Raw genomic sequence first — 25,362 nt, forward strand, 5'->3', positions numbered from 1 at the left:
TCCTGGGTAAGGGCGGGGCCGGACGCGGCCCGCGGGGTGTGCGCGAAGGGATGGCTCTACAGGGCCGCGGCGAGCGGGACAGGGGCAGCGGCAGGCGACGCGGCCGGCGGCACGGCAACGCCGGGGCCCAGCGCCGCACGCTCCGCCGCGATGAGTTCGCGGTAGGCCGCAAGCTGCCGGCGGATGTCGTCGCTCGACCAGCCCAGGTACGGCGCGATGCACCCGGCCACGAACGGGGCCAGGGCCAGCCCGCCATCGGCGAGTTCGATCGACAGGTGGGTGCGACGCGTCATCACGTCGGTCAGCGTGTGCGCGCCCTCGGCGACGACGGCATGCACGAGTTCGGCGACCAGGTAGTGCGCCGCGCCAGGCAGCGTTGCGCGCAGTGCGGGCCTGGCCCGCGCGAGCGCCCGCAGGTCGCGCACCCGGTCGCCGTGCCGCTGCAGCAGGCGGCCCGCATCGCCGATGCCCATGCCGAAATGCCGTGCCAGCTCGCCGGCGCTGTCGCGCACCGCGGCCCAGTCGCCGGCCCCGACCAGCGGCAGCGAGGCCGTGGACGATGGCGTGCCCACCCCCAGGGGCCGCACCGCGGCATCGACCGCGTCGGCCGCCATGCGGCGGTAGGTCGTGTACTTGCCGCCGACGACGGTGGTGAGGCCGGGCGGCCCGTCGATCACCGCGTGGTCGCGAAGCAGTGCCGATGTCGAATCGGTGGTGCCGACCGACTTCAGCAGCGGGCGCAGGCCGGCGAAGGTACCGAGCACGTCGGCGCGACCGACCTTGCGCTCGAGGTAGGCATTGAGGTTGTCGAGCAGGTAGTCGACATCGGCCGCTTCGGCGACCGGCTGCGACTTGTCGCCGTGCCACGGCGTATCGGTGGTGCCGACGAGCCAGTAGCCGTACCAGCGGCGCGCGATGATGACGGAGTCGGTGGCGCGGGCGAGGATGCCGGTGTCGGACTGCAGCGCTTCCGGCCGCAGCAGGATGTGCACGCCCTTCGCGGGTTGCACCCGGAAGCTGTTGGCGCCCGCGCGCTGCTGGATGTCGTCGGCCCAGATGCCGGTGGCGCTGATCACCGCGCGGGCGGCCAGGCGATGCCGTTCGCCGGTCAGGGTGTCTTGCACCACGACGCCCGCGACGCGCTCGCCGTCCTTGATGAACTCGACCATGGGCGCCCGCGTGATGACCTTGGCGCCGCGACCGGCCGCCGTGCGCACGACCGCGAGGGTGTGGCGCGCGTCGTCCATCAGCGCGTCATGGAACTGAACGCCGCCGACCACGCGCCGTGCATCGATCGAGGGAATGTGCCGCTTGAGCGCCGCCCGGCCGAAATGGCGCTGGCGCGGGACGGCGCCGCCCTTCAGGCCGAAGAGGTCGTAAAGCAGCACGCCGGCGCCGACATAGGGCCGCTCCCACCAGGCGCGGGTAAGCGGATAGAGAAAGGACTCCGGGCGGGCAATGTGCGGGCACAGGACCTTGACCATCAGGTCGCGCTCCTCGATCGCGTGCGCCACCAGCTTGAAGTTGAGCTGCTCGAGGTAGCGCAGGCCGCCGTGAAAGGTCTTGCCCGAACGCGACGAGGTGCCGGTGGCAATGTCGCCCGCCTCGACCAGCACCACCGAGAGTCCGCGCGCGACAGCGTCGAGCGCGGCGCCCGCGCCGGTCACGCCCGCGCCGATCACCAGCACGTCGGCCACGCTGCGCGAGGCTTCGGCCAGGTCGCGCCGCCGCTGCGCGGGATGGAGCCAGGTCGCGTCGGCGGGCTCGAAGGCCCGCGCCAGGACGGCGGGCGGGACGAAGTCGTTCATCGAATCTCCTGCGCGGCGGCATCGAAGTGGGCACGCCGGATGTCGGCCAGGGCCTGCCAGGGCGCCCTCGCCCGTTGTGCGGTTTCGCGGTACTGCCCGTAGATCTGGTCGTAGAGCGCGGTCTGGCCCGGGTCCGGCAAGGTGACCGCCTCGTCGAGGTAGGCATCGACCCACTGGGGCAGCATCTGGTGAAGGCTGGCGTGGCTGTCGATCGACAGCGCGGCGGTGATGGCCGCGCCTGCGGCGCCGCACTCCTCGCGGTTCGACACGCGCACCGGGCGCCCGGTGACCGACGCGATCATCTGCCGCAGCGCCAGGCTGCGTGCGGCGCCGCCGGACAGGCGGATCTCCTCGGGCAGCGTGCCGAGCGCGGTGTAGCAATCGCGCGTGGCCATCGCGATGCCTTCGAAGACCGCCCGCGACAGGCCCGCCACGCCCAGCGTCGCGCTGAAGCCGCTGAGCTGCGCACGGGCGCTCGCGTCGACAAAGGGTCCGCGCTCGCCGCTTTGCGCGATGTAGGGGTGGTAGACCGCCTGTGCGGGTGCGGTGGACAGCACCAGCGCATCGAGCCGCTCCAGCATCTGCGCGTGCGGCAACGCCGCTCCGCCGGCCAGTTCGGCCGCGCTGCCGAGCAGCCGGAGCAACCAGTCGATGTTCAGCGTCGCCGCCATGTGCGAGACCAGGCGGACCCGCAGGCCCGGCGCAGGCATCGCGATGGTGTAGCCGGCTTCGGCGCTGGGTTCGATGGCCGCCGTGTTGTCGGTGACCCAGCCATGCATCCCGGTGCTGCCGAGCACCGAGCAGCCGACGTGCCGCAGCCCGCCCTGCGCATCGAACGCCATGCCGCCGGCGCCGAGCACGCACAGCGGCACGTCCATGAGCGGCAGCACCACCGGCAGGCCTTCGGGCAGCCCCGTCTCGGTGGCGGCAGTGCGGATCAGCGGCGCATGGCTGCGGGTGCCGTCGACGATCGGCGGCAGGAGGTGCTTGATGGCGCCCAGGCCGAGCAGTGCCAGGGTCTCGTCGTCGTAGGCCAGGCTCCTGAAGTTGCCGAAGGTGTAGACGCCTTCGCAGGGGCTGGTCGCACGCACGCCCGTGGCCTTGAAGAAGAGCCAGTCCTTGCAATGCATGGCCGATGCGGCCCGTGCCAGGCGCTCGGGCTGGTGCGCCTGCAGCCACAGCAGCTGGCCGCTTTGCATCGACGGGTTGAGCGCGTTGCCGGTGCGCGCGGCGACGAGCCGCGAGGCCGGCGTCTCGCGCAGCGCCTGCACGTGACGGCCGGCGCGCGCGTCGAGCCACAGCATCGCGGGTCCGACCGGGCGGCCATCGGCATCGACGAGCCACGTTCCGTCGCCCTGGCCGGTGGCCGCCAGGGCCACCACGCGCGCCGCCAGGCCAGGGACGCGCGCGGCCAGCGCGCGCAACGTGGCGGCCGTGTCGGTCCAGGTTCCGTCGAGGTCCTGCTCGGCCGCGCCGTCGGGGCCGAGCAGCACGCGGTTCGGCGTGCTGGCCACCGCCACCTGCCGGCCCTGCAGGTCGAAGGCCACGGCCTTGATGACCGAAGTTCCGGCGTCCACGCCGATGATGAGGTCGCGTGCCATGCGCGTCAGTGCCGGCCGCCGAGGGAACGGGTTGCGTTCATCGGTGTTTCGCGTGGTACTTCTCGTCCAGCGCATCGATGGCGCGGACGTTGCGCGCCGACGTGCCGTGGGGGTCGAAGTGCGAGGACAGGTAGGCCTGCGCCACCGCCTTGGCCAGTTCGGCCCCGATCACCCGCGCCCCCATGGTGATGACCTGCGCGTTGTTGGAGAGCGCGGCGCGCTCTGCCGAGTAGGTGTCGTGCGTCTGCGCCGCGCGGATGCCGGGCACCTTGTTGGCCGAGAGGCAGACACCGATGCCGGTTCCGCACACCAGGATCGCACGGTCGTAGAGGCCGCTGAGGATGCCCTGGCAGACCCGGTCGGAGAGGTCGGCATAGAAGAAGTCGGCGTCCTCCTCGGGCAGGCCGATGTGGGTCACCTCGAGGCCCTCCCGGCCGGCGAAGTGCCTGGCAAGAACCTCGGCAAGGGGCGCGCCCGCGGTGTCCGCGGCAATGGCGATCTTCATGTGCTTTCCATTTCTTCGAACCGGCTGTGCAACCGGCGGCGTCGCGTGGCGAGCGCCGCCGGAACCTTGCGGTGCCGGGGTGGCGTGACGTTGCGTGGGCTTACTTGTCTAGGACGAACGGCGAGGAGTACTTGGCGGCGTTGCCCTTGGTGATCAGCAGGCAGTCGAACAGCTGCTTCTCGGTCTTGGCGCCGGTCTTGCCGGTTCGGATGAACGAGTCGGCCTGGTGCACGGCCGCAGCGGCGAACACCGCGACGGGCTGGAGCACCGTGTAGGCCAGCTCGCCGGCCTTGACCGAGGCCACCGAGTCCGGCGAACCGTCGAACCCGCCGACGACGACCCCGTTGAACTTGCCCGCCTTCTTGAGCGCGGCGATCGCGCCGAGGGCCATCTCATCGTTGCCGCTGATGACGCCCTTGATGTCGGGGTGTGCCTGCATCAGCGACTGCATCTTGTTGTGCCCTTGCGTCCGGTTCCAGTTGGCGACTTCCGAGCCGGCCTTGGCCAGGTCCGGGTACTGGCTCAGCACGGTCTTGAAGCCGTTCGACCGGGTCGCGGCGTTGTTGTCGGAGGGGGCGCCGACGAGCTCGACGTACTTGCCCTTGTTGCCCATCAGCTCGGCCCAGTGCTGGGCCCCGAGCGCGGCGCCCTGGGCGTTGTTCGACACGAGCTGCGCCTGCGCCAGGCCCTCCTTGTTGATCTCGGCATTGACGAGGATCACGGGGATCTTCGCGGCCACCGCCTTTTGCACCGCGCCCACCGAGCCGCTCGCGTTCGCGGGGTCGAGGATGATGGCGACCGACTTGTTGGTGATGGCCGTGTCGATCAGACGGCTCTCGGTGTTGGTGTCGCCGGTGTGCGCGGCGACGACCGCGGTGTAGCCCAGTTTCTGCGCCGTGGCCTTGGCCACTTCGCCTTCGGTGAACCAGTAGGGGTTGGCGGGATCGTTCACGATGATCGTGATCAGCCCCTTGCCCTTGCCTTGGGCCCATGCCGGGCTGGCCATCAGGGGCGTGAGCGAGAGTGCAGCAAGCAGCGTGCGGCGGGTGGTGTTCAACATGACTTCGTCTCCTTGGTGGTTTCTTCTGGACAGATGCCGCGGCTGCGGCGGACGGGAATCTTTCAGGCCGTGGGCCGTGGCTGGCCGGTCGCGCCAGAGACGGCGGACACGCCGGACGCGCCTGGCGCGGCCGGGGTCGCGGCACGCGCAGGCCGACGGCCGTACCGGATGGCGTTCAGCAGCACCGCGAGCACGATCACGGCGCCCGTGAAGACGGTCTGCCAGTAGGAAGACACGCCGATGATCACGAGCCCGTCGGACAGGAAGCCGATGACGAAGGCGCCGAGCAGCGTACCGCGCACGTTGCCGCGCCCCCCGGTGAGCGCCGCGCCGCCCACCACGACGGCGGCGATCGCGGTGAGTTCGTAGGTGCTGCCCGCCGTCGGGCCGGCCGAAGTCAGTTGCGACGACAGGACCAGCCCCGCAATGGCCGCACAGACACCGGACAGCACGTAGACGGTGACGGTCGTGAATCGCACGGGCACGCCCGACAGCTCGGCCGCCCGCGCGTTGCCGCCGCTCGCATACACCCAGCGCCCGAAGGCCGTGCGGTTGAGCAGCACGGCCGCCACCACCGCGACCATGGCAAGCACCAGCGCGCCGACCGGCATGCCCAGGACCTGGTCGAAGCCGAGCCAGTTGAAGCCCGTGTTCCCCAACTCGGGCCGGCCGCCGAGGTTGTTGAAGGTCAACCCGTTGGTGATCAGCAGCGCCACGCCGCGCGCGACGTACAGCACGCCCAGCGTGGCCACGAAGGCCGGCACCTTGAAGAAGGCAATCAGCACGCCGTTGACGGCCCCGACGAAGGCACCCAGTGCGCAGGTCAGCAGCACCACGACCCAGACCGGCGGGTAGAGCACCAGGCCGAGCGCGTCGATCGTGACGCCCTGCATCAGGTAGCCGGCGACGACCCCGCACAGGCCGAGGGTCGACCCGACCGACAGGTCGATGCCACCGGTGAGGATCACGATCAGCATGCCGATGGCCAGCAGCCCGAAGATGGCGACGTGCGACGACATGATGAGGAAGTTGCCGGTCGAGAAGTACACGGGCGACAGCAACGAGAACACGGCCACGATCGCGATCAGCGCGAAGAAGGCGCGCCCTTCAAGCAGGAGGCGGACGATGTCGATGCCGCCGCCTCCGCCGTTGGCAGGACCGGAAGGCAGGGCTGGAGATGGGGCTTCGCTCATGGTGATGTCCGCTCGGAAGGCTTCATTCAGGCAACCATGGCTTCGCCCGAGGCGGCCATGATCATTTCTTTGGTGGCGTCAGCGCCGAACTGGGCCGAGATCCGCCCCCGTCGCATGACGACGATCCGGTGCGCGACGCCCAGGCATTCGCTCACCTCCGAGGTCGAGAACACGACCGCGAGGCCCTGCCGCGCGCGCTCGGCGAGCAGGCGGAACACCTCGGCCTTGGCGCCGACGTCGATGCCCCGACTCGGCTCATCGAGCAGCAGGACCTTCGGGTGCGTGGCGAGCATCTTTCCGATGACCACCTTCTGCTGGTTGCCGCCCGACAGCGATCCGATGGCCGCCTGGCCGCCGCTGGTCTTGACGGTGACGCGCCGGATCGACTCGTCGACGCATGCACGTTCCCGGGCCGGCGATGTGAAGCACCCGCGAACGAAGGCGCCGATGCTGGCCAGCGAGAGGTTCTGGCCGACGCTCATCGTCTGCACGAGGCCGTCGCGCTGGCGGTCTTCGGGCACCAGCGCGAGGCCCTTGGCGATGCGCTGCGCGATGCTCAGCTTCGACACGTCCTGCCCTTCGAGCAGCACGCGCCCGCCGTCGAGTGCGCAACGGCCGGCCACGGCCTCCAGCAGCTCGGTGCGCCCCGCGCCCATCAACCCGTAGATGCAGACGATTTCGCCCGACCGCACGTCGAGCGACACATGGTCGACGACGTCGGCGCCGGAGCTTTCGGTGAGGACGGCGTCCTCGATGGCCAGCGCGACTTCGCCGAAGTCGTAGCCGCCGGGCGGACTGCCGAGATCGAAGTTCTCGCCGACCATGTGGCGCACGATCCATTCGAGATCGATCTCGGCGCGCGGCGCCTTGGCGGTCATGGCACCGTCGCGCAGCACCACCGCGTGGTCGGTGATCTGCAGCGCCTCCTCCAGGTGGTGCGAGATGTAGACGATCGACACCCCTCGCGCCGTGAGGTCGCGGATCACCTTGAACAGCGCCTCCACCTCCGTCGCCGAGAGCGCCGACGTGGGCTCGTCCATGATCAGGATGCGGCTGTTGACCGACAGGGCCCGCGCGATCTCGACGATCTGCTGCTGCCCGAGGCGCAGGTCTTCGACCAAGGTCAACGGATCGATCGCTTCCTCGAGTTCCGCCATCAGCGCTCGCGTGCGCCGCGCCTCTTCGGCAAAGTCGACGCCGGTGGCGCTGCGTAGCTCGCGGCCCATGAAGACGTTGTCGCGCACCGAGAGGTTCGGTGCCAGGCTCAGCTCCTGGTGGATGATCGAGATGCCGCGTTCGCGTGCGTCGGCGGCCGACGCCAGGACCACCGGCACGCCGTCGAGCACGATGTCGCCCGACGTGGGCGTGACCACGCCCGAGAGGATCTTCATCAGCGTGGACTTGCCGGCGCCGTTTTCACCGAACAGCGTCGTGACCTGTCCGCGGTGGATGTCGAAGTTCACGCCCTTGAGCGCCTGCACGCTGCCGTACGACTTGGCGATGTTCCGCGCCGACAGCACGATCGCGCTGTCGGGATGACGGGCGATGCCAGCGGCGCTCATTGCACGCTCAGCCGCACGGGCGTGACGAGCCAGCTCGACGGATTGATGAGCTGGAACACACCGATGACGTCGACCTTCTTGCCGGTGAGCGTGTCGCGGTCGAGCGTGCCGAGCACCTGCGCCTTGACCTCGTTGTTCAGTGCCGAGCCCGCGTCCTGGTAGTCGATCTGGTTGGTGAACTGGCCGAAGGCCACGGTGCCCGTGGCGTCCCGCACCTCGGTGCCGTTGAGGGCCGGCCCCGTTTGCACGCGAAGCTGCAGCCCCTGCGGCAGGCCGTCGACCACCACCGTGAAGATGCCCGCACGGCCCTCGCCGACCGTCCCGGTGAACCGGACCGGGAAGATCGGCCCGACGCTTCCGGGCTTGCCGTAGGTCTCGCCGGCTGCCGCCTTGTCCGCCGCGAGGGCCTGCGCCAGCATCGGGGCGTCGACGGCCGCCTTCTCGATCAGGGCCCGAATGGGTGCGAATGCCTTCTTGCCGTAGGCCTCGGCCGAGAACGCGTCGACCCGTGCGTCTTCGGGGGAGCCGATGCGGACCGCCTTGGTGTCCAGCACCATCGCCACGCACAGCAGCAGGAGCACCGCCGTCCACACGCAGGCCGACGTCCGCAGACGGAACGGTCTGCGCGCGGAAATTTCGAGCTGGGCGCCCATGCGAACCTCCTCCCTGTTGATCTTCTTAAACCTGTCTGCTCCGGTCGACGTTGGCGCTCTATGGGCACCGACTCCGACGACCGGAAGATGGCGGCCCGGTCAGCCGCGCTGACCTGCCTGATGGCGCAGGCACAGCTGCGCGGTCGCCTCGTCGACGATCAGCTCGGTGATCAGGCCGGTGTTGAGCACCGCGCAGATCGCCTCCGCCTTGTACGTGCCACCGGCCACCGCGAGCACGTCGCGCCCGCGCAGGTCGTCCAGCGACGCACCGACCGCACGTTCGTTCATCTCGCACTTCACCGGTTCGCCGTTCGACGCCACGAAACAGCCGGCGAGTTCACCGACCGCCCCCGCCTTGCGCAGCGCCGCCAGCTCCTTGGCCGTGACCGACTGGGTGCGCAGCAGATGGGTGTCCGGGCCCAGGTCGCCGACACCGACGACGCAGAGCTGGCACTCGCGCACGAGCTCGAGCACGTGCTGCACGCCACGCTGGGCGCGCAGCACCTGAGCGTCGGCCCGGCTGTCGGCCAGGAACGGCACCGGCATGAAGTAGCACTCGCCACCCGTGCGTTCGGCCAGCTTGGCAATCAGGTCGAACGGGTTGGCGGCGGAGCGGCGCGTCAGGCTGCCCAGGAGCGAGATGAAGCGCGTGTCCTTGCGATTCGCCGCAGGCATCCGCTCGACCATCGCAGCCAGCGTGCGACCGTGGCCCACACCGATGGTGCGCACCTCGCCGGCGTCGAGCACACGGGTCAGCTGGCGTGCGGCAGCCACTGCCAGCGCGGGGATCGCATCGGTCGCATCGTCCAGGTCGGCCTGGGTGGTCGGGACGACCACGCAGCGCTTCAGGCCGAAGGCTTCCACCAGCTTGTCTTCGAGCGCCATGCACTCGGCAGGCACGCCTTCCACGAAGAACTTGATCAGCCCACTCTGCATGGCCGAGGCGATCAGCCGCTGCACCTTGACGCGCGACACGCCGAGCCGCTCGGCGATCTGCTCCTGCGTGTGGCCGCCCACATAGGCCAGCCATGCGGCGCGGATGGAAAGACTCAGTTCGGGGTCCATGTCGTGTATTTTGTGAACATTTGATCTTCAACTGCTCAATTGATCATGTGGGTGAACTTTAGGGATTGCGGGTGGGCCAGTCAACGAACGCGCTCTCGGTGTTTTCCCGCGCCATCGAACACGCCGCACCTTGACCGGGCGGGGCAATGGATAGGGAGGATGAGTCCCGGCGCGAAGCGAGTCGCCCGGGGCTTGCAACTACTCGCTCGAGACGCCAGTCCGCCTCCAGGCCTGCGCATGGCCCAGGAAGGCGCGAAGCTGCGAGGGCCGCACCGGCTTGACGAGCACCGGCGGGCCGACCTCGCGTGCCGCCGCCAGCGAATCGCCGCCGACGTCGCCGGTCACGATCAACGCAGGCAGGTCGGCTTCGTTCAACGCAAGGCGCAGGTCCGCGATGGCCTGCAGGCCACTCGCCTGCAGGCCGAGCCGCAGGTCCACCACCAGCGCATCGGGCCGGAAGCCCGCCTGCAGGCACGCCAGCGCGCCCGCCATGTCGCTCGCGGCGCGGACCTCCGTGCCCCAGGAAGCCAGCAGCCCCTGAAGCGCCTGCAACGAACTCTGGTCGTCGTCGAGCACGAGCACGCGCGCGGCCAATGCGGCGGTCGGTGACGCGGCGAGCCGCTCGGCATCGTCCGCCCGATCGCTCTCGGCCGCATCGGCCAACGGCACCTGCACGTCGAACACGCTGCCCTGCCCCGGCTGCGAGCGCACGGTCACGCGCAGGTCGAGCAGTTCGCTCAATCGCTTCACGGTCGCAAGGCCCAGGCCGTAGCCCAGGCGACGGTCGCGCGCGGGGTTATCGATTTGATAGAACTCGTCGAAAACGTGCGGCAGGTGCTCGGGCGCGATGCCGATGCCCGTGTCTTCGATGGCCAGCCGCAGCCGGCCGTTGTCGACCCGGCCACCGATCCGCACGGTGCCCTTGCGCGTGTAGCGGATGGCGTTCGCCAGCAGGTTGGTGACGACGCGCGTGAGCAAGGCGCGGTCGCTGCGGACGGTGGCGGGGTCGATGGCCAGCTCGAACGTCAGCCCCTTGGCCGCGGCCACGGCCTGGTGCGGCCGGCAGCAGTCGCGCAGCAACTCGTCGATGGCGAAGAGCGACCATTGCGGGCTGATCGATCCGGCATCGGCGCGCGTGATGTCGAGCAGGTCGTCCACCACGTCGGTCATGCCGTCGGCGCAGGCCACCAGCTGCTCGGAGAGCGCCTGCACCTGCGGCTGCGTGCTGACCGTGTGCAGCGTCTGCGCCAGCAGCGCCATCGCGTTGAGCGGCTGGCGCAGGTCGTGGTTGGCCGAAGCGAAGAAGCGCATGCGCGCCGCCACGGCTTCTTCGGCGGTCTGGCGGGCCGAGCGGCTGCGCTCGTTTTCGGCGCTCAGCGCGGTCACCAGTTCGGCATTGCGCCGACGCTGCGCCTGGATCTCGTGCAGCGCGCGCGAGAGTTCGCGGGAACTCAGCAGCGTGTAGACGCCGATGAGCGTCACGATCATTGCCATGGCCAGGTGGTAGCTGCCGCCGAACCAGATGTCGCGCAGCACCAGCGGGCCGAGGATGAGGCCCACATAGACGATGGCCGACCGTTCCATCGTCGAGAGCCGGATCGCGCCGCCGAGCGAGACGGTGACCATCGTGATGTGAAGGATGGCCTCGGCCTGCGCCGGCCCGTCGTTCTGCAGCAGGACGCACAAGACGCCCCACGACAAGGCGAGGCTCTGGCTGCTGGCCATGAGGGGCAGCGCCATCGCCGCGAGGTTCGATCGAAGGCCGGGCCGCAGCGCCCATGCCACCCAGATGCCGCCCCGCACGGCCACGAGGAAGCAGTAGACGGCGAACCACGCCTGCATGCGCGCGCCGTCCGCGCCCGTCGCGTATTCGCGGTAGCACAGGTACCCGCCAAGCGCGGCCAGCATCCACGCCCACGGCGTGGTGCGGATCATCTGCTCGACCTGCTGCAGCTGGAGGTCCGAGAAGCGCAGGCACGCGGCAATGAGGCCGCGCACACCAGGGACGCGCGGCGCTTTCAACGGAGGTGCGAGGGCGGCAGGCACCGAAGGCTTCATCGCGGCTCCAGCAGCAGCCCCGCGCGCCGCGCCTGGACCAGCAGGTGGGTGCGGTTGCGCGCGTCCATCGTGTCGAGCAGCGCCGTGATGTGGAGCTTGACCGTGCGCTCCGCGATCGCCAGCTCGGCGGCGATCTGCTTGTTCTGACGACCTTGCGCCACCAGCAGCAGCACCTCGAGCTGGCGCGGCGTGAGGCTCGCGACCGGTAGGCCGGTGCGCGAGGTCAGCACGTCGAAAGACTCGCCACCCGCGGCCACCTCGTCCAGCGCCGCCGCGATGTGCGCCACCGAGCGCGACTTGCCGATGAAGCCGGCCGCACCCGCGGCGCGTGCGCGTGCGGCGAGTGCGGGTTCTTCGTCGCCCGAGATCATCAGGCGCGACACGAGCGGATGCCGGGCACCGAAGAGACGCAGGCCTTCGAGGCCGTCTTCACCGCCCAGGCGGTAGTCGATCAGCACGATGTCGGGCGCACATTGCGAGGCCCGCGCTACGCCCTCGGCCAGCGAGAGCGCGGTCTGCACTTCGAAGTCGGGGCGAGCGTGCGTCAGCGCGTGCGCAAAGCCGACACCGAACAGCGGGTGATCGTCGACAAGCAGGAGTTTCATGGTGCCGTGATCCTCAGGTGCGGGCCCGGCCCGCGCCCTCTCCTCTTAGGGCGCCATTGTTGTCTACGTCGGCGCGTCGGTGCCACGCCGGCTTTCGCGAAGCCTCAGTTGCAACGGCCGGCCGCGCGCAGCAGCGCATTGCAGGCCGGTGCGGGGCTGGTCGTCGGCCGCGTGGCGGAGCGACGTGCGGACGCGGGTGCGTCGCTCTGGCGCATCTCCTGACAGATGGCATCGCTGACCACCCGGCCGACCACCGACATCGAACCCTCCACGTAGCAGCTGTAGACCCGTCCACCGTCGGTGCGAGCCTGGAAGGTCGTCTGCACGCCGCTGTCGGCCCGGTTCGAGATCGTGAAGGCCTGCGGCGGCAGGCCCAACGCACGCGAGGTGTTCGTGACGATGGCGTCGTCGGTCACGGCATGCGAAGCGCATCCCCCCGCCAGAACGGCGGCCGCGAGAAGCCAGGGCAGGCAGAAGAGCGTTCGTGAAGAGGTCATGCCAGCAGCCTATCGGGACACCTTGCAACGGCCCATAGCACCTTAGGGCAGGTGCCCGAAGGTGCTATGGGCCGCACGCGCAGCCGTCCCTACGATCCGCCCCTCTTGAACGAACAAGCAAACACAGAAGGCGCCGGGCCCCGGCGCCAGCGGATGAGGAGGAACACAGACATGACGAAGACGAGCAACTACGGACGGTGGATGGTGTGCGCAGGCGCGCTGGCCCTGCTGGCGGCCTGCGGCGGCGGTGGCGGCGGATCGGGCGGCGGCGCGTTGCCGCCCCTGGGCATCTTCCCGCCCGCGCCCCCGCCGGCGGCTGTGACGCATCGCCTGGAGGTCGGCATCACCGGCAACGGCCGCGTCGGATCGCAGCCCGCGGGCATCGACTGCACCGACCGCTGCGGTGCGGATTTCAATGCGGGCACCGAGGTCGTCCTAGCGGCCACGCCAGCGGCAGGGCAGGTGCTCGGCAGTTGGGGCGGCGCCTGCAGCGGCAACGCCGGCACCTGCACCGTGCGGATGGACGCGGCGCTCGGCGTGACGGCCACCTTCGTGGCCGCACCGCCCGTGATCGGCTGGGGTGATGCGTCAGCGCTGTCGGCCGGCGGCGCCAGCCTGCCGAAGACCGCGATCGATGCGCAGGGCCGCGCGCTGGTCGTGTGGCGCCAGATCGAAGGCAACCCCCAGGTGGATCGGTTGTGGGGTAGCCGCTACCTGCCCGGCGGCGGCTGGACCGCGCCGCAGCGCCTCGAGGCCAACGCCGGCGGCGTGCGCGACATCCGTATCGCCATCGACAAGCCCAGCGGCCGCGCCGTCGTGCTGTGGACCCAGCTGAGCTCCGTGACCGGCTACGACCTGTGGGCGCTGCCCGTCGACCCCGCGGGCGGCTGGGGCAGCCCCGCGCTGCTGGAAACCGGCACCGGCATCGTCGGCAACGCCAGCGTGGGCATCGACGCCAACGGCAATGCCGTCGCCGTGTGGTCGCAGATCGGCCCGGCCACGCGCTTCAGCATCTACGCCAACCGCTACACCCCGGCCGGTGGCTGGGGCACCGCCGCGCTCATCGAGACCAACGAGGTCGTGGGCAGCGTCGACGGCGATCCGGCCGTCGTGGTCGCGGGGTCCGGCGAATCGGTCGCGGTGTGGAAGCGCTCCGACGGCAGCAGCGCCTCGCTGTGGACCAACCGCGCCAACGCAAGCGGCACCTGGACCACGGCCACCGAACTCGTGCCCGACACCGGCACCGGCCACTCCATCGGCGCCCACGACCTGGCGATCGACGCCGCCGGCAACGCCCTGCTCGCCTGGGGCCAGGCCGACCTGCCCGGTGGCAGCAACCAGTGGGAAAGCGCCGTGTGGTTCAAGCGCTTCTCGGCGGGCGCGTGGCAGAGTGGCACCGCGCGCGTGGGCGCACCGTTCGTCGCCACGCAGGCGTTGCTGAGCACGCCCGTGCTGCGCATGAACGCGGCGGGTGCGGCGGTTGTGAGCTGGGGGCGGCTGGACAACGCGCTCTTGGCGGCGACGGCGGTGCCGGGGGCTGCGTTCGGCGCGGAGCGTGTGGTGCGGGCAGCGGCTTCGCAGGCGTTGGCGAGCTTGCCTGCATTGGGTGTGGACGATGCGACCAATGCGCTGGTGGCGTGGGCGCAGGGCAATGGGGTGGGGACGAGCGATCTCTATGCGGCTCGGCACACGCTGGCGGATGGCTGGGGGACGCCGGTGGCTCAGGAGGGCACGGATGAGATTGCTGCGGCGCCGGATCTGGCGATGAATGAAGTGGGGAATGCGGTGCTGGCTTGGCAGCAGTTTGAGGCTGCGAGTGGGACGCGCATTCTGGTGCGGCGGTATGGGTCGGGGAGGTAATTGCGTGAGGGGGCAAATGGCTTGCCCCTGATCGCGAGCCCACATGAATAGCGGGCTGATGGCGGAGAGTGTGAGAGCGAAAAATTGTTCTCCAACAATAACTTAGCACTCCAGTACCATCAAAAATGCCATAGAAGCATCTGGACTGGCACAGCACAATCACTTTGCGTGTGCCAACGTAGCGTCGCCGATCTCCTGCAGGTTCGCGTCCGTGATGGCCAAAAGCTCCTGCAGCTTTTCAGTGCGGCTCATCAACTCAACGATGTGAGCCGCAAGTTCATCGGCCGTGAACGACCGCTTGATGCTGCTCCCACCGTCATACTTGATAAAGGTCAGTTGCTCAGGGACCCCAACAATTACGTTCCCGTGCACCAGGGTATTGCGCTGAGCGAAGCCTTCGATTTTGCCGAGCAATTTAATGGCCTCCTGATGTGTTACACCTTCGGATTTGAGCAGTCCGATAAGCAACTGCACACGCGGATTGAACTGGAGCTTTCCGGTCACGATGACCGCCTTGTTCACATCCACGCCCAAGTGACGTTGAATCGCGGCTTGAATCACGGTTTCAAGCACCGACCAAGCGACCATGAATAAGCCATAGCGAAAGAGCACTAGATCGTGTTGTGACCCGCCTCCTTGCGACGAAGAGGGTGAAATATGGGTCATCGGTAGATCATCAAGATATTGATTTGTTTACTAGTGTAGGCACGCGTTGAATCGACCTCCCCGGGACTTGGCCGATGCGCTGAAAAACTAGCCCTCAATCGGCCCCGCGTCGAACAGCTCGACCGCAGGCACCTTCAGCATCTCCCTCGCCTCTTCGACCGTACAGGTCAGCCAGCGGTCGAAGTCGTGCACCTCGAACGGGATCACCGTGCGCTTGTCCTGCTGGTCTGCTGGTCTGCTGGTCTGCTGGCAGCTTCGGATCGGGCTTGTGCATGCGGCCCATGAGCGGGTGGCCGTCGGCGTTCATCGTCAGCATGGTGTAGCTCTCCCAGACCTCGCCCGTCTTCAGGTCGGTCCAAGCATCCCACAGACCCGCCAATCCCCAAGGCGCCCCGTCGGCTCGGCGGAAGCGCCACCAGACGTTCTTGCCCGTTTCCCAGTTCGGCTCGTCGTAGCTAGCGGCCGGAATGATGCAGCGCTTCCGGTCTTGATGCCGACGACACCAGACCAGCGCCCACACCAGCAATACGAGCGTTCATGTCCTTGAGGGGGTCCACCCATTCCCAACGACGGCCGAGCCAATCGTGCGGCGCAAACTTCGCGATCTTCGCCGCGGGCAACGGACTCCCGTTCGGCATAGTGATGGCAACCGCCGACCGTTGATCTCGTATTCGGCCGTTGCGCTGGTCGCTCGTCCTTCAAGCACCGCCTCGATAGCGTCGAGGGTACGCCGTGCATGCGAGCGGACATCGCCCGCCGCGCCGAACGATGGCGCAATGGTCAGCCGCCCGGTGCCGACCGTGTAGACCTCATTCGCATTCGTCACGCGCGCGCGCCAGTCGTAGGAGCCGGGCGCATAGTCCTTCGTAGCCTGAGCGGAAACAGCGATGCGAAATGCATCGCCGTCAGCGCTCGCAGGAATCTCGTAGCGATGCATTGCGTTGAGCAGTTCGTAGCTCAACGCCCAACCGGCCGAGGCTGGATAGCCAGCGAGCCGTCGCGCCCACTTGACGGTGTCGCCGGGAATGATGGAGATGGGTTCTGTATTGGAGGTGTCGATAGCCACGGTCGGACCTTTGGTCAGGATTGACCGGACTATCGAAGAGGGAAGCTGACATCAGCAAGGCGAACCGTGTCACTCGCCGTGAAAAAGCAGTGTCAATCTACGCGGCCTTATAAGTTTGCGTATACACGTGGTTCTCTAGCAGATCCCCGAATGAACGCATTAGTCCAATTACCTCCACCGTAATATCGTCAAGCTCAGCAAGGGCTACAAAGGTTTCTTCACCATGGGCAATAGAATTTCGGCGCTTCAGCAGAATGACGTCGATAAATGTGGACTTATCCGAAAAAGCATTCGCAGATAATCCACAAACAATACAAATATCCGAAAAAACCTCGAAGTTTAAATTGGACTTTGTATTGATAAGATCTTCATTTACCCTTTTAAATTGCTGACCAGACGAATTTAGCATTTCATCCACAAGCGCGCACCTTTCGGCGATGCTTGTTTTTGACACTGAAAGAGCCGCCAGTCGTGGCAAAAAGTAATTCCGCAGGAATTGCGCGTCAAGCTGGGTGAACTGGAATTTTCGGAGCGCCACATGCTCCATGTATTTTCTCGCCGCAAACTTGACGTACCCTTCCCAATGGGCATAGCAAACAGCAATTAACGCGCGCAACAAAACCCGTCGAAGGCTTGCGTCTCCTGCTTTGATTGCTCCTTTGAGGTCTGATATTTCTTTAATACGCCAGTTGCGATCCTCGGTGATTAACGTAGAAAAATCATCTTCCGAGTAAGGTTTGCTCATGGCCTAAACCAAGCCTCGCCAGAAGGAACAGTTCGTTGAATTCGTGTCGTGCCGCGTAGGCCAGGTGATGTGAAACCAGCACTTTGCGGTTGCGCCCAGAAGCTCTGAAGTTTTTCACGAACAAAATCCACCGCCGCCTGCCCTCCTAGAGCGAGAATAGCGTCGAGGTTTTTCGCAACTCCTACCGCAATACCTTCAAGGCCAACAAGACCGGTTTTCCCGACGTGCGCTCCGTTTTGGAAGCGCCTTAGCGCATCCTCCTCTGCGGCACTAAAAAGCAACTGAAAAGTGCGATCTATCAGATCCCTCGCGCCCGCACCGTCACCTATCTGTGCCAGTTGGATAATGCCTTCATCTATGAATTCTTCAACATCAAGGACACCATCGTAAGGCACCAGAGTGTGGACCAGGAAGCGCACCGCCAGTTCAAGATGCCGCTGTTTCTCAGCTTGTTCGTTCGTGACTCCCGTGACCGCGCGGAATGTGGCTTGCTCCGCAGACTCTTTAACCGCGTGAAAAAAATCACGGTCAATCATCAACATCACACAATTCCGAAGTTCCTGGGCATTTGCGACTGTGCCCCCCGCGTTCAATCTTTGGAATAGGTCGTACTTTGTCTGGTCGTCGCTTGGGCGTTTGAGAATTTCAACGCTAATCCTCCCGCGCCGAATAGCCAATTGCTGCGTCTTGTCAATTGGCAATTGCTCATCTTCCGGAACATCAAGGATATTTTCAGACCTTTCCCACACGGCGTTATGCAATGACGGCAAATACTTGGTTGCCTCAAGAATTGACGGCGATGCCAATTGACCATCTGGGCTTCTCAATCGCCCCATGAACTCCAGAATAGTAGACACTCTCTGCAGACCGTCAATTAGCTCCCAACTTCCGTCATCTTTTTCAAAAACAAAAATGGACGGAATTGGAATTCCAAGCAAAAGAGATTCAATGAGTTTCGTTCGTTGCCCGACATTCCACCTGAAAAGCCGCTGAAACTCTGGGTCAATAATAATCTCGCGATTATCATACATACTTACAATTTCACCGATCGACATTTGATATGCATCGGTTCGCACCAGTCGTTGGGCAGCGTTAATTTCTTCAGTGAGCATTTGTTATTTCAAAAAGTTTATGTTGGTCCGAATCTATGAAATATAGCTCTCCCAACGAATTTTTTAAATGGCTTTTTCGAGAGACGCCAGGATGCCTCGTCGCCCTAGTGAACCACTGTACAGCCGTATCGCTCAGTGGTGTAGGTCCGCCGCGGCTATCTAAAAAGCGGTATGGACAGTAGCCACTACAGCAGGCAACCTGTCCGACTTGGAGCTACTGTCGCAACTACTTTACGGGAGCCTTAATGATCCGCAGGACTTGGCGCTCTGAAAGAGCGTACCGTCGCGACAGTAGCTTGACCCGCTCGCCGGCGAGATAGTCCCGGAAGATGCGGCTATTGCGGTTGCTATGGCCCTCGCCGCGGCGCTTGGCGATAAACACGCGATCACCTCCCCAGTCCGTTCGAATGTCGACCTCCACGGCCTTCACAAGCTCGGGCGTCAACTCGCCCTTGGCGGTGGCGAGCGCGTCCTGCACTCGGCCGAGGATGTCGAGAACGATGTCGTTTCGGTTCGTGTTGTTCACCATGATCTAGCGGGAAAGGATTGTCGGGAAGGACGTTGAACGATTCGGCGTGGCTGCGCCGGTTTCGGAGGCGTGACAGGCGGCGGTGCTGCAGGCGGGGGCGTCCGAGGGTTCGTAGGCGTCACGACCGACTCAGCGCGCGCATGCTCGGGCGGTCGCTCGACCGATTGCGTTTCGCGTGGAACATTTGCCGGCCCATCCTCGGACGCCTGCGTTTCGCGTGAAACATCTGCGGGAAGCGCCTCCTGCTGTTATCCACTACCGAACAGATCACCATTCGGCGGCTGCACGATGGACTCCAGCCGCTCCCACATCTTTCCGGTGTAGAGGTGCAGGCCGAGCATGTGCGTGCAGAAGATCGCATAGACGGAGCAATCCAACGCCTCATTGCGCACGCCGGGCGACTTCATCCACTTGTAGGCCTCGCCGCCGGCCACGCGCTGCAGCACGCGTGCCTCGGAGGTCAACTGCGTATAGAACTCGCGCGGCAGGTCCGCGCTGAAGTGAACGAAGCCGGCGCCCTTCTTCTCGACGCACAGGCGCCCATACAACAAGTCCTTTGCGGTATCGGTGCCGACGTACCAGAGGCGCACGCCGCGCTTGATGATCTTCCCGCCCCAGTTCACGTCCTGGACGGTTGCCTTGCTCTTCACCATCTTCGACGGCTGCGGATCGCCGCGCACAGCAAAGACCCGTTCACGCTCACGCTGGCGGCAGTAGTTGTAGGCTTGGTGCGTGAAGTGGCCGCTGGTGTCCACAGCCATCGCTTCGATCTTCATTGCCTGACCACTGGCATGCTGAAAGATCGTCTTGCGGTAGGCGTCGAGGTGCGACCAATCGCGCTCGTCGGCGGGGTTCGCGTAAATCACGCTGTAATCGACGCACCACATTTCCTCGCCGCGACCAATGGCCCAGGTCACCACCTCGAAACGGTTGTCTTGCACGTCCACGCCGGAGACCAGCACAAGGCCAACCATCGCACGCCGCTCAGCGACGCATGGCTCGACGAGCCGCGCAGTCCGAGGCAAATCATGCAGTGGTGGGGCACCGAATACCGCCGCGCCCAGTCGCCCAGCTACTGGACCCAGCAACTCATCGCCCGCCTCGCCAACTACCGTCGCGAAGGCGAAACCCGCTTCGTCGTCACTGACGTGCGATTCGACAACGAGGCCCATGCGTTGCGCATGGCCGGCGCCGTGCTCTGGCAAGTCATCCGCGCCGAGCACAACGGTGCCGCGGAGGACGCGCACATCAGCGCCACGGACGGTAGCCCGGCAGCACCATGCTGCTGAAGCAGGCCAGTGTCCTGCGCGACGTCGAAAACAGCCGAGATGCGACTCGCAACACGATGTCCCGTCTCGATCTTGCCGCCAGCTTGCGCCGCTCGCACCACCGTGACCAGCTCCGAGCGCGGGATGGCATTGATCGGCCGCGACCCGAGCAGCGGGAAGGCATACCGCTTCAGCGTGTTCTCGACCTGAATTTGATGCTTGCCGTTGGATAGAGTTGGCAGCTTCGCCTTGAGCCAGTCGCGCGCCACGCTCTCGAAGGTCGGCGCCGCAACCTCGGCCTGCGGCGCCTCACGAGCAGACGCATGCGCCTTCCGGGCATCCGCCAGGCTCACGGCAGGGTAGAGGCCATACGTCTTTGTCTTTTGCTTTCCGCCGACGGTGTAGTTCGCTCGCCAGCTCTTCGCGCCGGTCGGTGAGACGAACAAATAAAGGCCATGCGCGTCGGTCAGCTTGTAGGCCTTCTCGCGCGCTTGGTCGCATCAATAGCTTTAACGGTGAGGGTCATGGTATCGACTCGAAAATACCATGACTGATGCCATGTTTGGTAGCTAGCTAGGCGTGGTCTTTTGCAGATCGCGCCGGACGCAAAAGGACGCATCCTCCAATGAAAAAGTCCCGTCGCATGGACTGCGCGGGACTTTCAAAAACTGCCAAGGATCAATTCTGGCGGAGAGTGTGAGATTCGAACTCACGGACGCTTTCACGTCGGCAGTTTTCAAGACTGCTGGTTTAAACCACTCACCCAACTCTCCGGAACCGTCGATTTTATGCTGACGGCGCAGCCTTATTCGTCGTCGGGCAGGAACAGCGTCTGCAGGTCGCTCAGGAAGTCGAGTCCGCGCTCGGTCGGCCACACGCGGAACAGGTCGCGTGCGACGAGCCCCTTGCGCTCGGCTTCTTCCAGGCCGCGCTGAATCGACGTCATCGCCAGGCCCGTGCGTTCGCTGAACTGGGGCAGCGTGAAGCCCTGCTTCAGCCGCAGCGCATTGAGCATGAACTCGAACGGCAGGTCGGCCAGCGCCACTTCGTCGCTCTGCGACACGGCCATGCCGGCGCGCGCGTTCTCCATGTACAGGCGCGGTTCGCGATAACGCACCTGCCGCACGATGCGGTGCGCGAAGCTCAGCTTGCTGTGCGCGCCGGCGCCGATGCCGAGGTAGTCGCCGAACTGCCAGTAGTTGAGGTTGTGCGCGCACTGGTGCCCGTCGCGTGCATAGGCCGAAACCTCGTAGCGCGACATGCCGCTCGCGCCCGTGCGCTCGGTGATGCGGTCGAGCATGGCGTAGGCGATGTCGTCCTCGGGCAGCGTGGGCGGGAACTTGGCGAACCAGGTGTTGGGCTCGATGGTGAGGTGGTAGATCGAGATGTGCGGCGGCACAAGCGCCAAGGCCTGGGTCAGGTCGGCGTCGAGGCTTTCCATGGACTGGCCCGGCAGGGCGTACATCAGGTCTAAATTGAAGGTGTCGAAGGCGCTCGCGGCCTCTTCCACCGCGGCGATGGCCTGGGCACGGTCGTGCACGCGGCCCAGCGCCGTGAGGTGCTCGTCGTTGAAGCTCTGCACGCCCACCGACAGGCGCGTGACGCCGGCCGCGCGGTAGGCGCGGAAGCGGTTGCGCTCGAAGGTGCCGGGGTTGGCCTCGAGCGTGATCTCGCACTCGGGCGCGAGCTTGAGGCGCGCGCGCACGTCGCCGAGCAACCGGTCGATGGCTTGTGGCGAGAACAGGCTGGGCGTGCCGCCGCCGATGAAGATGGTGTGGACGGTGCGGCCCCAGATCAGCGGCAGTGCGGCGTCGAGGTCGGCGATCAGCGCGTCGATGTAGGCGGCTTCGGGAAGGCCGTCGATGTCGGCCTCGCTGGTGGCGCGCCACTCGTGCGAGTTGAAGTCGCAGTAAGGGCACTTGCGCAGGCACCACGGCAGGTGGATGTACAGCGACAGCGGCGGCAGCGCGGCAAGTTGCAGCGGGCCGGGGCGCATCCAGTGCAGCACGTCATTGGCCTGGGGGGCGCCGCCGGCTTGGGCGGGCTGGATCGGGAAGACGGTGGCCATGAGTCAGAACCAGCGCTCGCGCATCAGGGCGAGCATGGCCTGCGCGGCGCGGCCGCGGTGGCTGTTGGCGTTCTTCACGTCGGGCGGCAGCTGGGCGAAGGTCTTGCCGAAGGTCGGTAGGAACATGACGGGGTCGAAGCCGAAGCCGTTGTCGCCGATGGGCGCGCTTGCGATCTCGCCGACCACGCGGCCGACGGCAATGAGCGGCTCGGGGTCGTCGTGGCGACGCAGCGCGACGAGCGTGCTGACGAGCGCGGCGCGGCGGTTGACCACGCCGTCGAGCTGCTCAAGCAGCGCCTTCACGTTGTTGGCGTCGCCCTTGGCGTAGCCGAACTGCGTGGCGTAGTAGGCGGTGTCGACGCCCGGCAGGCCGCCGAAGGCGTCGACGCACAGGCCGGCGTCGTCGGCAATGGCCGGCAGGCCGGTGGCGGCGCTGGCGTGGCGCGCCTTGGTGAGCGCGTTCTCGACGAAGGTGCGGAAGGGTTCTTCAGCCTCGCCCACACCCAGCGTCGACTGCGGCACCAGGGTGACGGACAGCTCGGCAAACAGCTGCTGGAGTTCAGCGAGCTTGCCCGCGTTGTTGGAAGCCAGAACCAGTTTCATGGAAAGTCAAAGATGGCTGTGGTGCCCGATGAACGGGCGCCAGTGGCTCGTTGGTTGTAGTCGTCGTTCAGTTCGAAAGCAGGGCCTGCTGCTGCAGGCTCACGAGTTCACCGATGCCCTTCTCGGCCAGGCCGAGCAGGAGGTTCATTTCTTCGCGCGTGAAGGCCACACCTTCGGCCGTGCCCTGCACTTCGACGAAGTGGCCGGCGCCGGTCATGACGACGTTCATGTCGGTGTCGCAGGCCGAGTCTTCGGTGTACTCGAGGTCGAGCAGCGGCGTGCCTTCGACAATGCCCACCGAGATGGCGGCCACGTGGCCCTTGATGGGCGAGGCCTTGAGGGCGCCGGAGGCCAGCAGCTTGTCGACGGCGTCCTGTGCGGCCACGAAGGCGCCGGTGATGGCCGCGGTGCGCGTGCCGCCATCGGCCTGCAGCACGTCGCAATCGAGGTGGATGGTGCGTTCGCCCAAGGCGGCGAGGTCGAACACGGCGCGCATCGAGCGGCCGATGAGGCGCTGGATTTCCTGCGTGCGGCCGGTCTGCTTGCCCTTGGCGGCTTCACGGCTGCTGCGGGTGTGGGTGGCGCGCGGCAGCATGCCGTATTCGGCCGTCACCCAGCCTTCGCCGCTGCCCTTCTTGTGCGGCGGCACTTTTTCTTCGACCGAGGCGGTGCACAGCACGCGGGTCTGGCCGAACTCGATGAGCACGGAGCCCTCGGCATGGATGGTGAAGCCGCGGGTGATGCGCACGGGACGCAGCTGGTCGGCGGCGCGGCCGCCGCTTCGTGTGAAAGCAGTCATGTGTCTGGAGGAAACCGAAAAAAGAAAAAGGAAATCCGCGAGACCCGATCGAGAGATCAGGTCTTGCGGGCGGCTGAGCGGCGAATGGCTTCGTTGATCTCGGCGATGGAACGCTCGATGGCGTCTTCGTCGAGGTCGTCGATCTCGCTGTCGGACGGCATGCCGGCCTGGATGGTCGAGGCGAACACGCCGTCGTCGATGGTTTCGGTGGACACGCCGCGGTCGTCGCCGGGCGTCTCGGGCATTTCCCACTCGAGCGCGATCAGCGTCACGTTGTCGCTGTGAGCGCCGCCCTTGCGCAGCGCCATTTCGGCGAGGTCGGGCGCGGCGTCGGACACGGGCTTGCCTGACGACAGGGTGTGCACGATGACGGCGTCGTCGAGCACGCCCCAGACGCCGTCGGAGCACAGCATGAGGCGGTCGCCGCGCTGCAGCGGCAGCGGCGCCGACACGTCGAACAGCGGCGTGGTGGGCGAGCCCAGGCAGGTCAGCAGCAGGTTGCGGTTGACGGGCGCGTCGGAGGCGCCATGGGGCTTGGGGCGCTCGGCATGCGAGTGATCGCGCGTGCGGGTCAGCAGGCGGCCGTCGCGCACGACGTACAGACGCGAGTCGCCGCAATGCAGCCAGGTGGCGGTGGCGTTCTGCAGCACGGCCGCGACCACGGTGGTGCGGGGCGTGTCGAGCATCGCCTTGTGGCTGGCGTACCGCATGATCTGCTGGTGCGCCGACATGGCCGATTCGGCCAGGAAGGCCTTCACGTCCTTCACGGTGGGGCGGGCCTCGCGCTGGTACAGCGCGGCGATGGTCTGCAGCGCCAGCTGGGCTGCCACTTCGCCTTCAGGATGGCCGCCCATGCCGTCGGCGAGCACGAACAGACCCGACTCCCGCGTGTAGCAGTAGCCCATGCGGTCTTCGTTCTTGAGACGGCCACCCTTGCGGCTGACCTGGAACACGGAGAACTTCATGTCGCTCAGGCCGGTCGGGTGGTGGGCGCGGCGGCGCGCGGCAGGCTCTTCTTGTCGAAGGAGCGGATGTTGTCGATCGACAGGCGCACCTTTTCGCCGACCGTGAGCTTGGTGTAGCGGCGCTCGCCTTCGCGGCTGAGTTCCTTTTGCAGCGCAAACACCGACTGCGGGCGCGAGAGCGGGTCGAGCGACATGCACCACTCGACCACCTCGATGAGGTTGTCGGAGTACACGCCGCGCAGGCGCGAGAGCGACAGGCTCAGGCGGTCTTTCTCGATGCGCCGGGGTGCGTCGTTGGGCGGGTAGCCCTGCATGCAGGCGTAGATGCAGGCGCCGATGGCGTAGATGTCGGTCCAGGGGCCCATCGACGAATCGCGCCGGTACATCTCGGGGGCGGCGAAGCCGGGCGTGTACATGGGGCGGATGAAGATGCCCTCTTTGCTGAGCACTTCGCGCGCGGCGCCGAAGTCGATCAGCACGGCGCGGTCGTCGTCGGTGACGAAGATGTTGGCGGGCTTGATGTCCAGGTGCAGCATCTTGTACTGGTGGACGATGCGCAGGCCGCGCAGGATTTCGTCGAACAGCGAACGGATGGTCGATTCGCGGAACACCTTCTGCCGCTTCAGGTCGCGCGCCGTGACCACGAAATCCTGCAGGGTCGCGCCCTCCAGGTAGTTCATGACCATGTAGACGGTCTCGTTTTCACGGAAGAAATTGAGCACGCTGACCACCGACGCATGCGAAATCTGCGCGAGCGAGCGGCCTTCTTCGAAGAAGCTCTTGAGCCCCAGGCGGTACAGCGACAGCTTCTCGGGCGGCACCTGCGGCGCCAGCTCGCCGGGGCCCCGCGTGGCGAGCGACGAAGGCAGGTATTCCTTGACGGCGACCTGCTGGCCGTTCGGGTCGATCGCGAGGTAGACCACGCCGAAACCGCCCGCGGAAAGCCGGCGAACAACGCGATATCCGCCAATGACCGTATCGGGCAACAGGGGCGTAGGCTTGACCTTTGACATAATCCGGGAGTTTCGCCCGAAGGCGATGGTGCGGCAAGCGAACGCTGTACCGACGCCTCGG

24 protein-coding genes, 1 tRNA gene and 2 pseudogenes are annotated in these 25,362 nt (G+C 66.4%); 2 read left to right on the plus strand and 25 right to left on the minus strand.

The window, feature by feature from the left end; translation table 11 throughout:
* Positions 1–56: 56 nt before the first annotated feature.
* The 11 genes from AC07SQ_RS08145 to AC07SQ_RS08195 form a co-directional block, all read right to left on the minus strand.
* Positions 57–1,808, minus strand: coding sequence for a glycerol-3-phosphate dehydrogenase/oxidase (locus AC07SQ_RS08145; RefSeq protein WP_495272178.1), 1,752 nt, complete (start codon positions 1,806–1,808; stop codon positions 57–59).
* On the minus strand, positions 1,805–3,409 hold the full coding sequence (locus AC07SQ_RS08150) for an FGGY family carbohydrate kinase (protein ID WP_495272177.1): 1,605 nt from the start codon (positions 3,407–3,409) through the stop codon (positions 1,805–1,807). The genes AC07SQ_RS08145 and AC07SQ_RS08150 overlap by 4 nt, the downstream gene beginning before the upstream one ends.
* Before the next feature lie 37 nt (positions 3,410–3,446).
* Positions 3,447–3,914 (minus strand): D-erythrulose-4-phosphate isomerase, encoded by a 468-nt coding sequence (gene derI, locus AC07SQ_RS08155; protein ID WP_070062045.1) that lies wholly within the window; start codon positions 3,912–3,914, stop codon positions 3,447–3,449.
* Between the two features lie 100 nt (positions 3,915–4,014).
* Positions 4,015–4,974, minus strand: coding sequence for a D-ribose ABC transporter substrate-binding protein (locus tag AC07SQ_RS08160; protein ID WP_495272176.1), 960 nt, complete (start codon positions 4,972–4,974; stop codon positions 4,015–4,017).
* 62 nt (positions 4,975–5,036) lie between these two features.
* On the minus strand, positions 5,037–6,167 hold the full coding sequence (locus AC07SQ_RS08165; protein ID WP_495272175.1) for an ABC transporter permease: 1,131 nt from the start codon (positions 6,165–6,167) through the stop codon (positions 5,037–5,039).
* Positions 6,168–6,193: 26 nt separating this feature from the next.
* Positions 6,194–7,729, minus strand: coding sequence for a sugar ABC transporter ATP-binding protein (locus AC07SQ_RS08170; RefSeq protein WP_495272174.1), 1,536 nt, complete (start codon positions 7,727–7,729; stop codon positions 6,194–6,196).
* The gene (locus AC07SQ_RS08175) at positions 7,726–8,382 is read right to left on the minus strand and encodes a DUF2291 family protein (protein ID WP_495272173.1); all 657 of its coding nucleotides are present in this window, start codon (positions 8,380–8,382) and stop codon (positions 7,726–7,728) included. The genes AC07SQ_RS08170 and AC07SQ_RS08175 overlap by 4 nt, the downstream gene beginning before the upstream one ends.
* A gap of 99 nt (positions 8,383–8,481) precedes the next feature.
* The gene (locus tag AC07SQ_RS08180; protein WP_492697469.1) at positions 8,482–9,447 is read right to left on the minus strand and encodes a sugar-binding transcriptional regulator; all 966 of its coding nucleotides are present in this window, start codon (positions 9,445–9,447) and stop codon (positions 8,482–8,484) included.
* A 198-nt stretch (positions 9,448–9,645) separates the two neighbouring features.
* The gene (locus AC07SQ_RS08185; protein WP_495272172.1) at positions 9,646–11,505 is read right to left on the minus strand and encodes a sensor histidine kinase; all 1,860 of its coding nucleotides are present in this window, start codon (positions 11,503–11,505) and stop codon (positions 9,646–9,648) included.
* Positions 11,502–12,110, minus strand: coding sequence for a response regulator transcription factor (locus AC07SQ_RS08190; RefSeq protein WP_070062039.1), 609 nt, complete (start codon positions 12,108–12,110; stop codon positions 11,502–11,504). Before AC07SQ_RS08190 ends, AC07SQ_RS08185 begins: the two co-directional genes overlap by 4 nt.
* Before the next feature lie 104 nt (positions 12,111–12,214).
* Positions 12,215–12,607 (minus strand): hypothetical protein, encoded by a 393-nt coding sequence (locus tag AC07SQ_RS08195; RefSeq protein WP_495272171.1) that lies wholly within the window; start codon positions 12,605–12,607, stop codon positions 12,215–12,217.
* A gap of 171 nt (positions 12,608–12,778) precedes the next feature.
* Between AC07SQ_RS08195 and AC07SQ_RS08200 the strand changes: the two genes are divergently transcribed.
* Positions 12,779–14,467 (plus strand): InlB B-repeat-containing protein, encoded by a 1,689-nt coding sequence (locus AC07SQ_RS08200; RefSeq protein ID WP_495272170.1) that lies wholly within the window; start codon positions 12,779–12,781, stop codon positions 14,465–14,467.
* Between the two features lie 159 nt (positions 14,468–14,626).
* Here the strand turns inward: AC07SQ_RS08200 and AC07SQ_RS08205 are convergent, their stop codons facing one another.
* The 7 genes and pseudogenes from AC07SQ_RS08205 to AC07SQ_RS08235 form a co-directional block, all read right to left on the minus strand.
* Entirely contained in the window at positions 14,627–15,133 is a 507-nt protein-coding gene (locus AC07SQ_RS08205; protein ID WP_495272169.1) for a hypothetical protein, read from the minus strand.
* A gap of 87 nt (positions 15,134–15,220) precedes the next feature.
* A pseudogene (locus AC07SQ_RS08210) lies at positions 15,221–15,614 on the minus strand (SOS response-associated peptidase family protein); the annotation flags it as partial.
* Positions 15,615–15,668: 54 nt separating this feature from the next.
* Positions 15,669–16,199 carry a hypothetical protein gene (locus AC07SQ_RS08215; protein WP_495272168.1) on the minus strand — a complete coding sequence of 177 codons (531 nt, stop codon included), beginning with the start codon at positions 16,197–16,199 and terminating at the stop codon, positions 15,669–15,671.
* A gap of 97 nt (positions 16,200–16,296) precedes the next feature.
* Complete coding sequence (locus tag AC07SQ_RS08220) at positions 16,297–16,944, minus strand: MAE_28990/MAE_18760 family HEPN-like nuclease (RefSeq protein ID WP_495272167.1); 648 nt, start codon at positions 16,942–16,944, stop codon at positions 16,297–16,299.
* Complete coding sequence (locus AC07SQ_RS08225) at positions 16,941–18,056, minus strand: GmrSD restriction endonuclease domain-containing protein (protein WP_495272166.1); 1,116 nt, start codon at positions 18,054–18,056, stop codon at positions 16,941–16,943. The genes AC07SQ_RS08220 and AC07SQ_RS08225 overlap by 4 nt, the downstream gene beginning before the upstream one ends.
* Before the next feature lie 226 nt (positions 18,057–18,282).
* On the minus strand, positions 18,283–18,582 hold the full coding sequence (locus AC07SQ_RS08230; protein ID WP_495272165.1) for a Mor transcription activator family protein: 300 nt from the start codon (positions 18,580–18,582) through the stop codon (positions 18,283–18,285).
* Positions 18,583–18,833: 251 nt separating this feature from the next.
* Positions 18,834–19,559 carry a terminase gpA endonuclease subunit gene (locus AC07SQ_RS08235; RefSeq protein WP_495272164.1) on the minus strand — a complete coding sequence of 242 codons (726 nt, stop codon included), beginning with the start codon at positions 19,557–19,559 and terminating at the stop codon, positions 18,834–18,836.
* A gap of 54 nt (positions 19,560–19,613) precedes the next feature.
* Between AC07SQ_RS08235 and AC07SQ_RS08240 the strand changes: the two genes are divergently transcribed.
* A complete protein-coding gene (locus AC07SQ_RS08240) occupies positions 19,614–19,874 on the plus strand; it encodes a deoxynucleotide monophosphate kinase family protein (protein WP_495272236.1) in 261 nt (86 codons plus the stop codon).
* Between the two features lie 41 nt (positions 19,875–19,915).
* Here AC07SQ_RS08240 and AC07SQ_RS08245 read toward each other — a convergent pair.
* The 7 genes and pseudogenes from AC07SQ_RS08245 to AC07SQ_RS08275 form a co-directional block, all read right to left on the minus strand.
* Positions 19,916–20,299: pseudogene (locus AC07SQ_RS08245) on the minus strand (tyrosine-type recombinase/integrase); the annotation flags it as partial.
* A gap of 239 nt (positions 20,300–20,538) precedes the next feature.
* Positions 20,539–20,626, minus strand: a tRNA-Ser gene (locus AC07SQ_RS08250).
* Between the two features lie 32 nt (positions 20,627–20,658).
* A complete protein-coding gene (hemW, locus tag AC07SQ_RS08255; protein WP_495272163.1) occupies positions 20,659–21,921 on the minus strand; it encodes a radical SAM family heme chaperone HemW in 1,263 nt (420 codons plus the stop codon).
* A gap of 3 nt (positions 21,922–21,924) precedes the next feature.
* The gene (locus AC07SQ_RS08260) at positions 21,925–22,524 is read right to left on the minus strand and encodes a non-canonical purine NTP pyrophosphatase (protein WP_495272162.1); all 600 of its coding nucleotides are present in this window, start codon (positions 22,522–22,524) and stop codon (positions 21,925–21,927) included.
* Positions 22,525–22,591: 67 nt separating this feature from the next.
* Entirely contained in the window at positions 22,592–23,323 is a 732-nt protein-coding gene (gene rph, locus AC07SQ_RS08265) for a ribonuclease PH (protein ID WP_495266176.1), read from the minus strand.
* A 56-nt stretch (positions 23,324–23,379) separates the two neighbouring features.
* Positions 23,380–24,288 carry a PP2C family protein-serine/threonine phosphatase gene (locus AC07SQ_RS08270; protein WP_495272161.1) on the minus strand — a complete coding sequence of 303 codons (909 nt, stop codon included), beginning with the start codon at positions 24,286–24,288 and terminating at the stop codon, positions 23,380–23,382.
* A gap of 5 nt (positions 24,289–24,293) precedes the next feature.
* Positions 24,294–25,301, minus strand: coding sequence for a serine/threonine protein kinase (locus AC07SQ_RS08275; protein WP_056573330.1), 1,008 nt, complete (start codon positions 25,299–25,301; stop codon positions 24,294–24,296).
* Positions 25,302–25,362 lie beyond the last annotated feature (61 nt).

The sequence above is a fragment of the Variovorax sp. GW821-FHT06D12 genome (assembly GCF_059419205.1).

What these genes read in the sequence shown, in the direction of transcription:
- AC07SQ_RS08270 (WP_495272161.1), bottom strand. Translation starts at nt 24,288, where the DNA reads ATGAAGTTCTCCGTGTTCCAGGTCAGCCGCAAGGGTGGCCGTCTCAAG.
- AC07SQ_RS08165 (WP_495272175.1), bottom strand. Translation starts at nt 6,167, where the DNA reads ATGAGCGAAGCCCCATCTCCAGCCCTGCCTTCCGGTCCTGCCAACGGC.
- hemW (WP_495272163.1), bottom strand. Translation starts at nt 21,921, where the DNA reads ATGGCCACCGTCTTCCCGATCCAGCCCGCCCAAGCCGGCGGCGCCCCC.
- AC07SQ_RS08220 (WP_495272167.1), bottom strand. Translation starts at nt 16,944, where the DNA reads ATGAGCAAACCTTACTCGGAAGATGATTTTTCTACGTTAATCACCGAG.
- AC07SQ_RS08200 (WP_495272170.1), top strand. Translation starts at nt 12,779, where the DNA reads ATGACGAAGACGAGCAACTACGGACGGTGGATGGTGTGCGCAGGCGCG.
- AC07SQ_RS08235 (WP_495272164.1), bottom strand. Translation starts at nt 19,559, where the DNA reads ATGGTTGGCCTTGTGCTGGTCTCCGGCGTGGACGTGCAAGACAACCGT.
- AC07SQ_RS08195 (WP_495272171.1), bottom strand. Translation starts at nt 12,607, where the DNA reads ATGACCTCTTCACGAACGCTCTTCTGCCTGCCCTGGCTTCTCGCGGCC.
- AC07SQ_RS08170 (WP_495272174.1), bottom strand. Translation starts at nt 7,729, where the DNA reads ATGAGCGCCGCTGGCATCGCCCGTCATCCCGACAGCGCGATCGTGCTG.
- AC07SQ_RS08275 (WP_056573330.1), bottom strand. Translation starts at nt 25,301, where the DNA reads ATGTCAAAGGTCAAGCCTACGCCCCTGTTGCCCGATACGGTCATTGGC.
- AC07SQ_RS08145 (WP_495272178.1), bottom strand. Translation starts at nt 1,808, where the DNA reads ATGAACGACTTCGTCCCGCCCGCCGTCCTGGCGCGGGCCTTCGAGCCC.
- AC07SQ_RS08150 (WP_495272177.1), bottom strand. Translation starts at nt 3,409, where the DNA reads ATGGCACGCGACCTCATCATCGGCGTGGACGCCGGAACTTCGGTCATC.
- derI (WP_070062045.1), bottom strand. Translation starts at nt 3,914, where the DNA reads ATGAAGATCGCCATTGCCGCGGACACCGCGGGCGCGCCCCTTGCCGAG.
- AC07SQ_RS08180 (WP_492697469.1), bottom strand. Translation starts at nt 9,447, where the DNA reads ATGGACCCCGAACTGAGTCTTTCCATCCGCGCCGCATGGCTGGCCTAT.
- AC07SQ_RS08260 (WP_495272162.1), bottom strand. Translation starts at nt 22,524, where the DNA reads ATGAAACTGGTTCTGGCTTCCAACAACGCGGGCAAGCTCGCTGAACTC.
- rph (WP_495266176.1), bottom strand. Translation starts at nt 23,323, where the DNA reads ATGACTGCTTTCACACGAAGCGGCGGCCGCGCCGCCGACCAGCTGCGT.
- AC07SQ_RS08205 (WP_495272169.1), bottom strand. Translation starts at nt 15,133, where the DNA reads ATGACCCATATTTCACCCTCTTCGTCGCAAGGAGGCGGGTCACAACAC.
- AC07SQ_RS08190 (WP_070062039.1), bottom strand. Translation starts at nt 12,110, where the DNA reads ATGAAACTCCTGCTTGTCGACGATCACCCGCTGTTCGGTGTCGGCTTT.
- AC07SQ_RS08240 (WP_495272236.1), top strand. Translation starts at nt 19,614, where the DNA reads ATGCAGTGGTGGGGCACCGAATACCGCCGCGCCCAGTCGCCCAGCTAC.
- AC07SQ_RS08185 (WP_495272172.1), bottom strand. Translation starts at nt 11,505, where the DNA reads ATGAAGCCTTCGGTGCCTGCCGCCCTCGCACCTCCGTTGAAAGCGCCG.
- AC07SQ_RS08225 (WP_495272166.1), bottom strand. Translation starts at nt 18,056, where the DNA reads ATGCTCACTGAAGAAATTAACGCTGCCCAACGACTGGTGCGAACCGAT.
- AC07SQ_RS08160 (WP_495272176.1), bottom strand. Translation starts at nt 4,974, where the DNA reads ATGTTGAACACCACCCGCCGCACGCTGCTTGCTGCACTCTCGCTCACG.
- AC07SQ_RS08175 (WP_495272173.1), bottom strand. Translation starts at nt 8,382, where the DNA reads ATGGGCGCCCAGCTCGAAATTTCCGCGCGCAGACCGTTCCGTCTGCGG.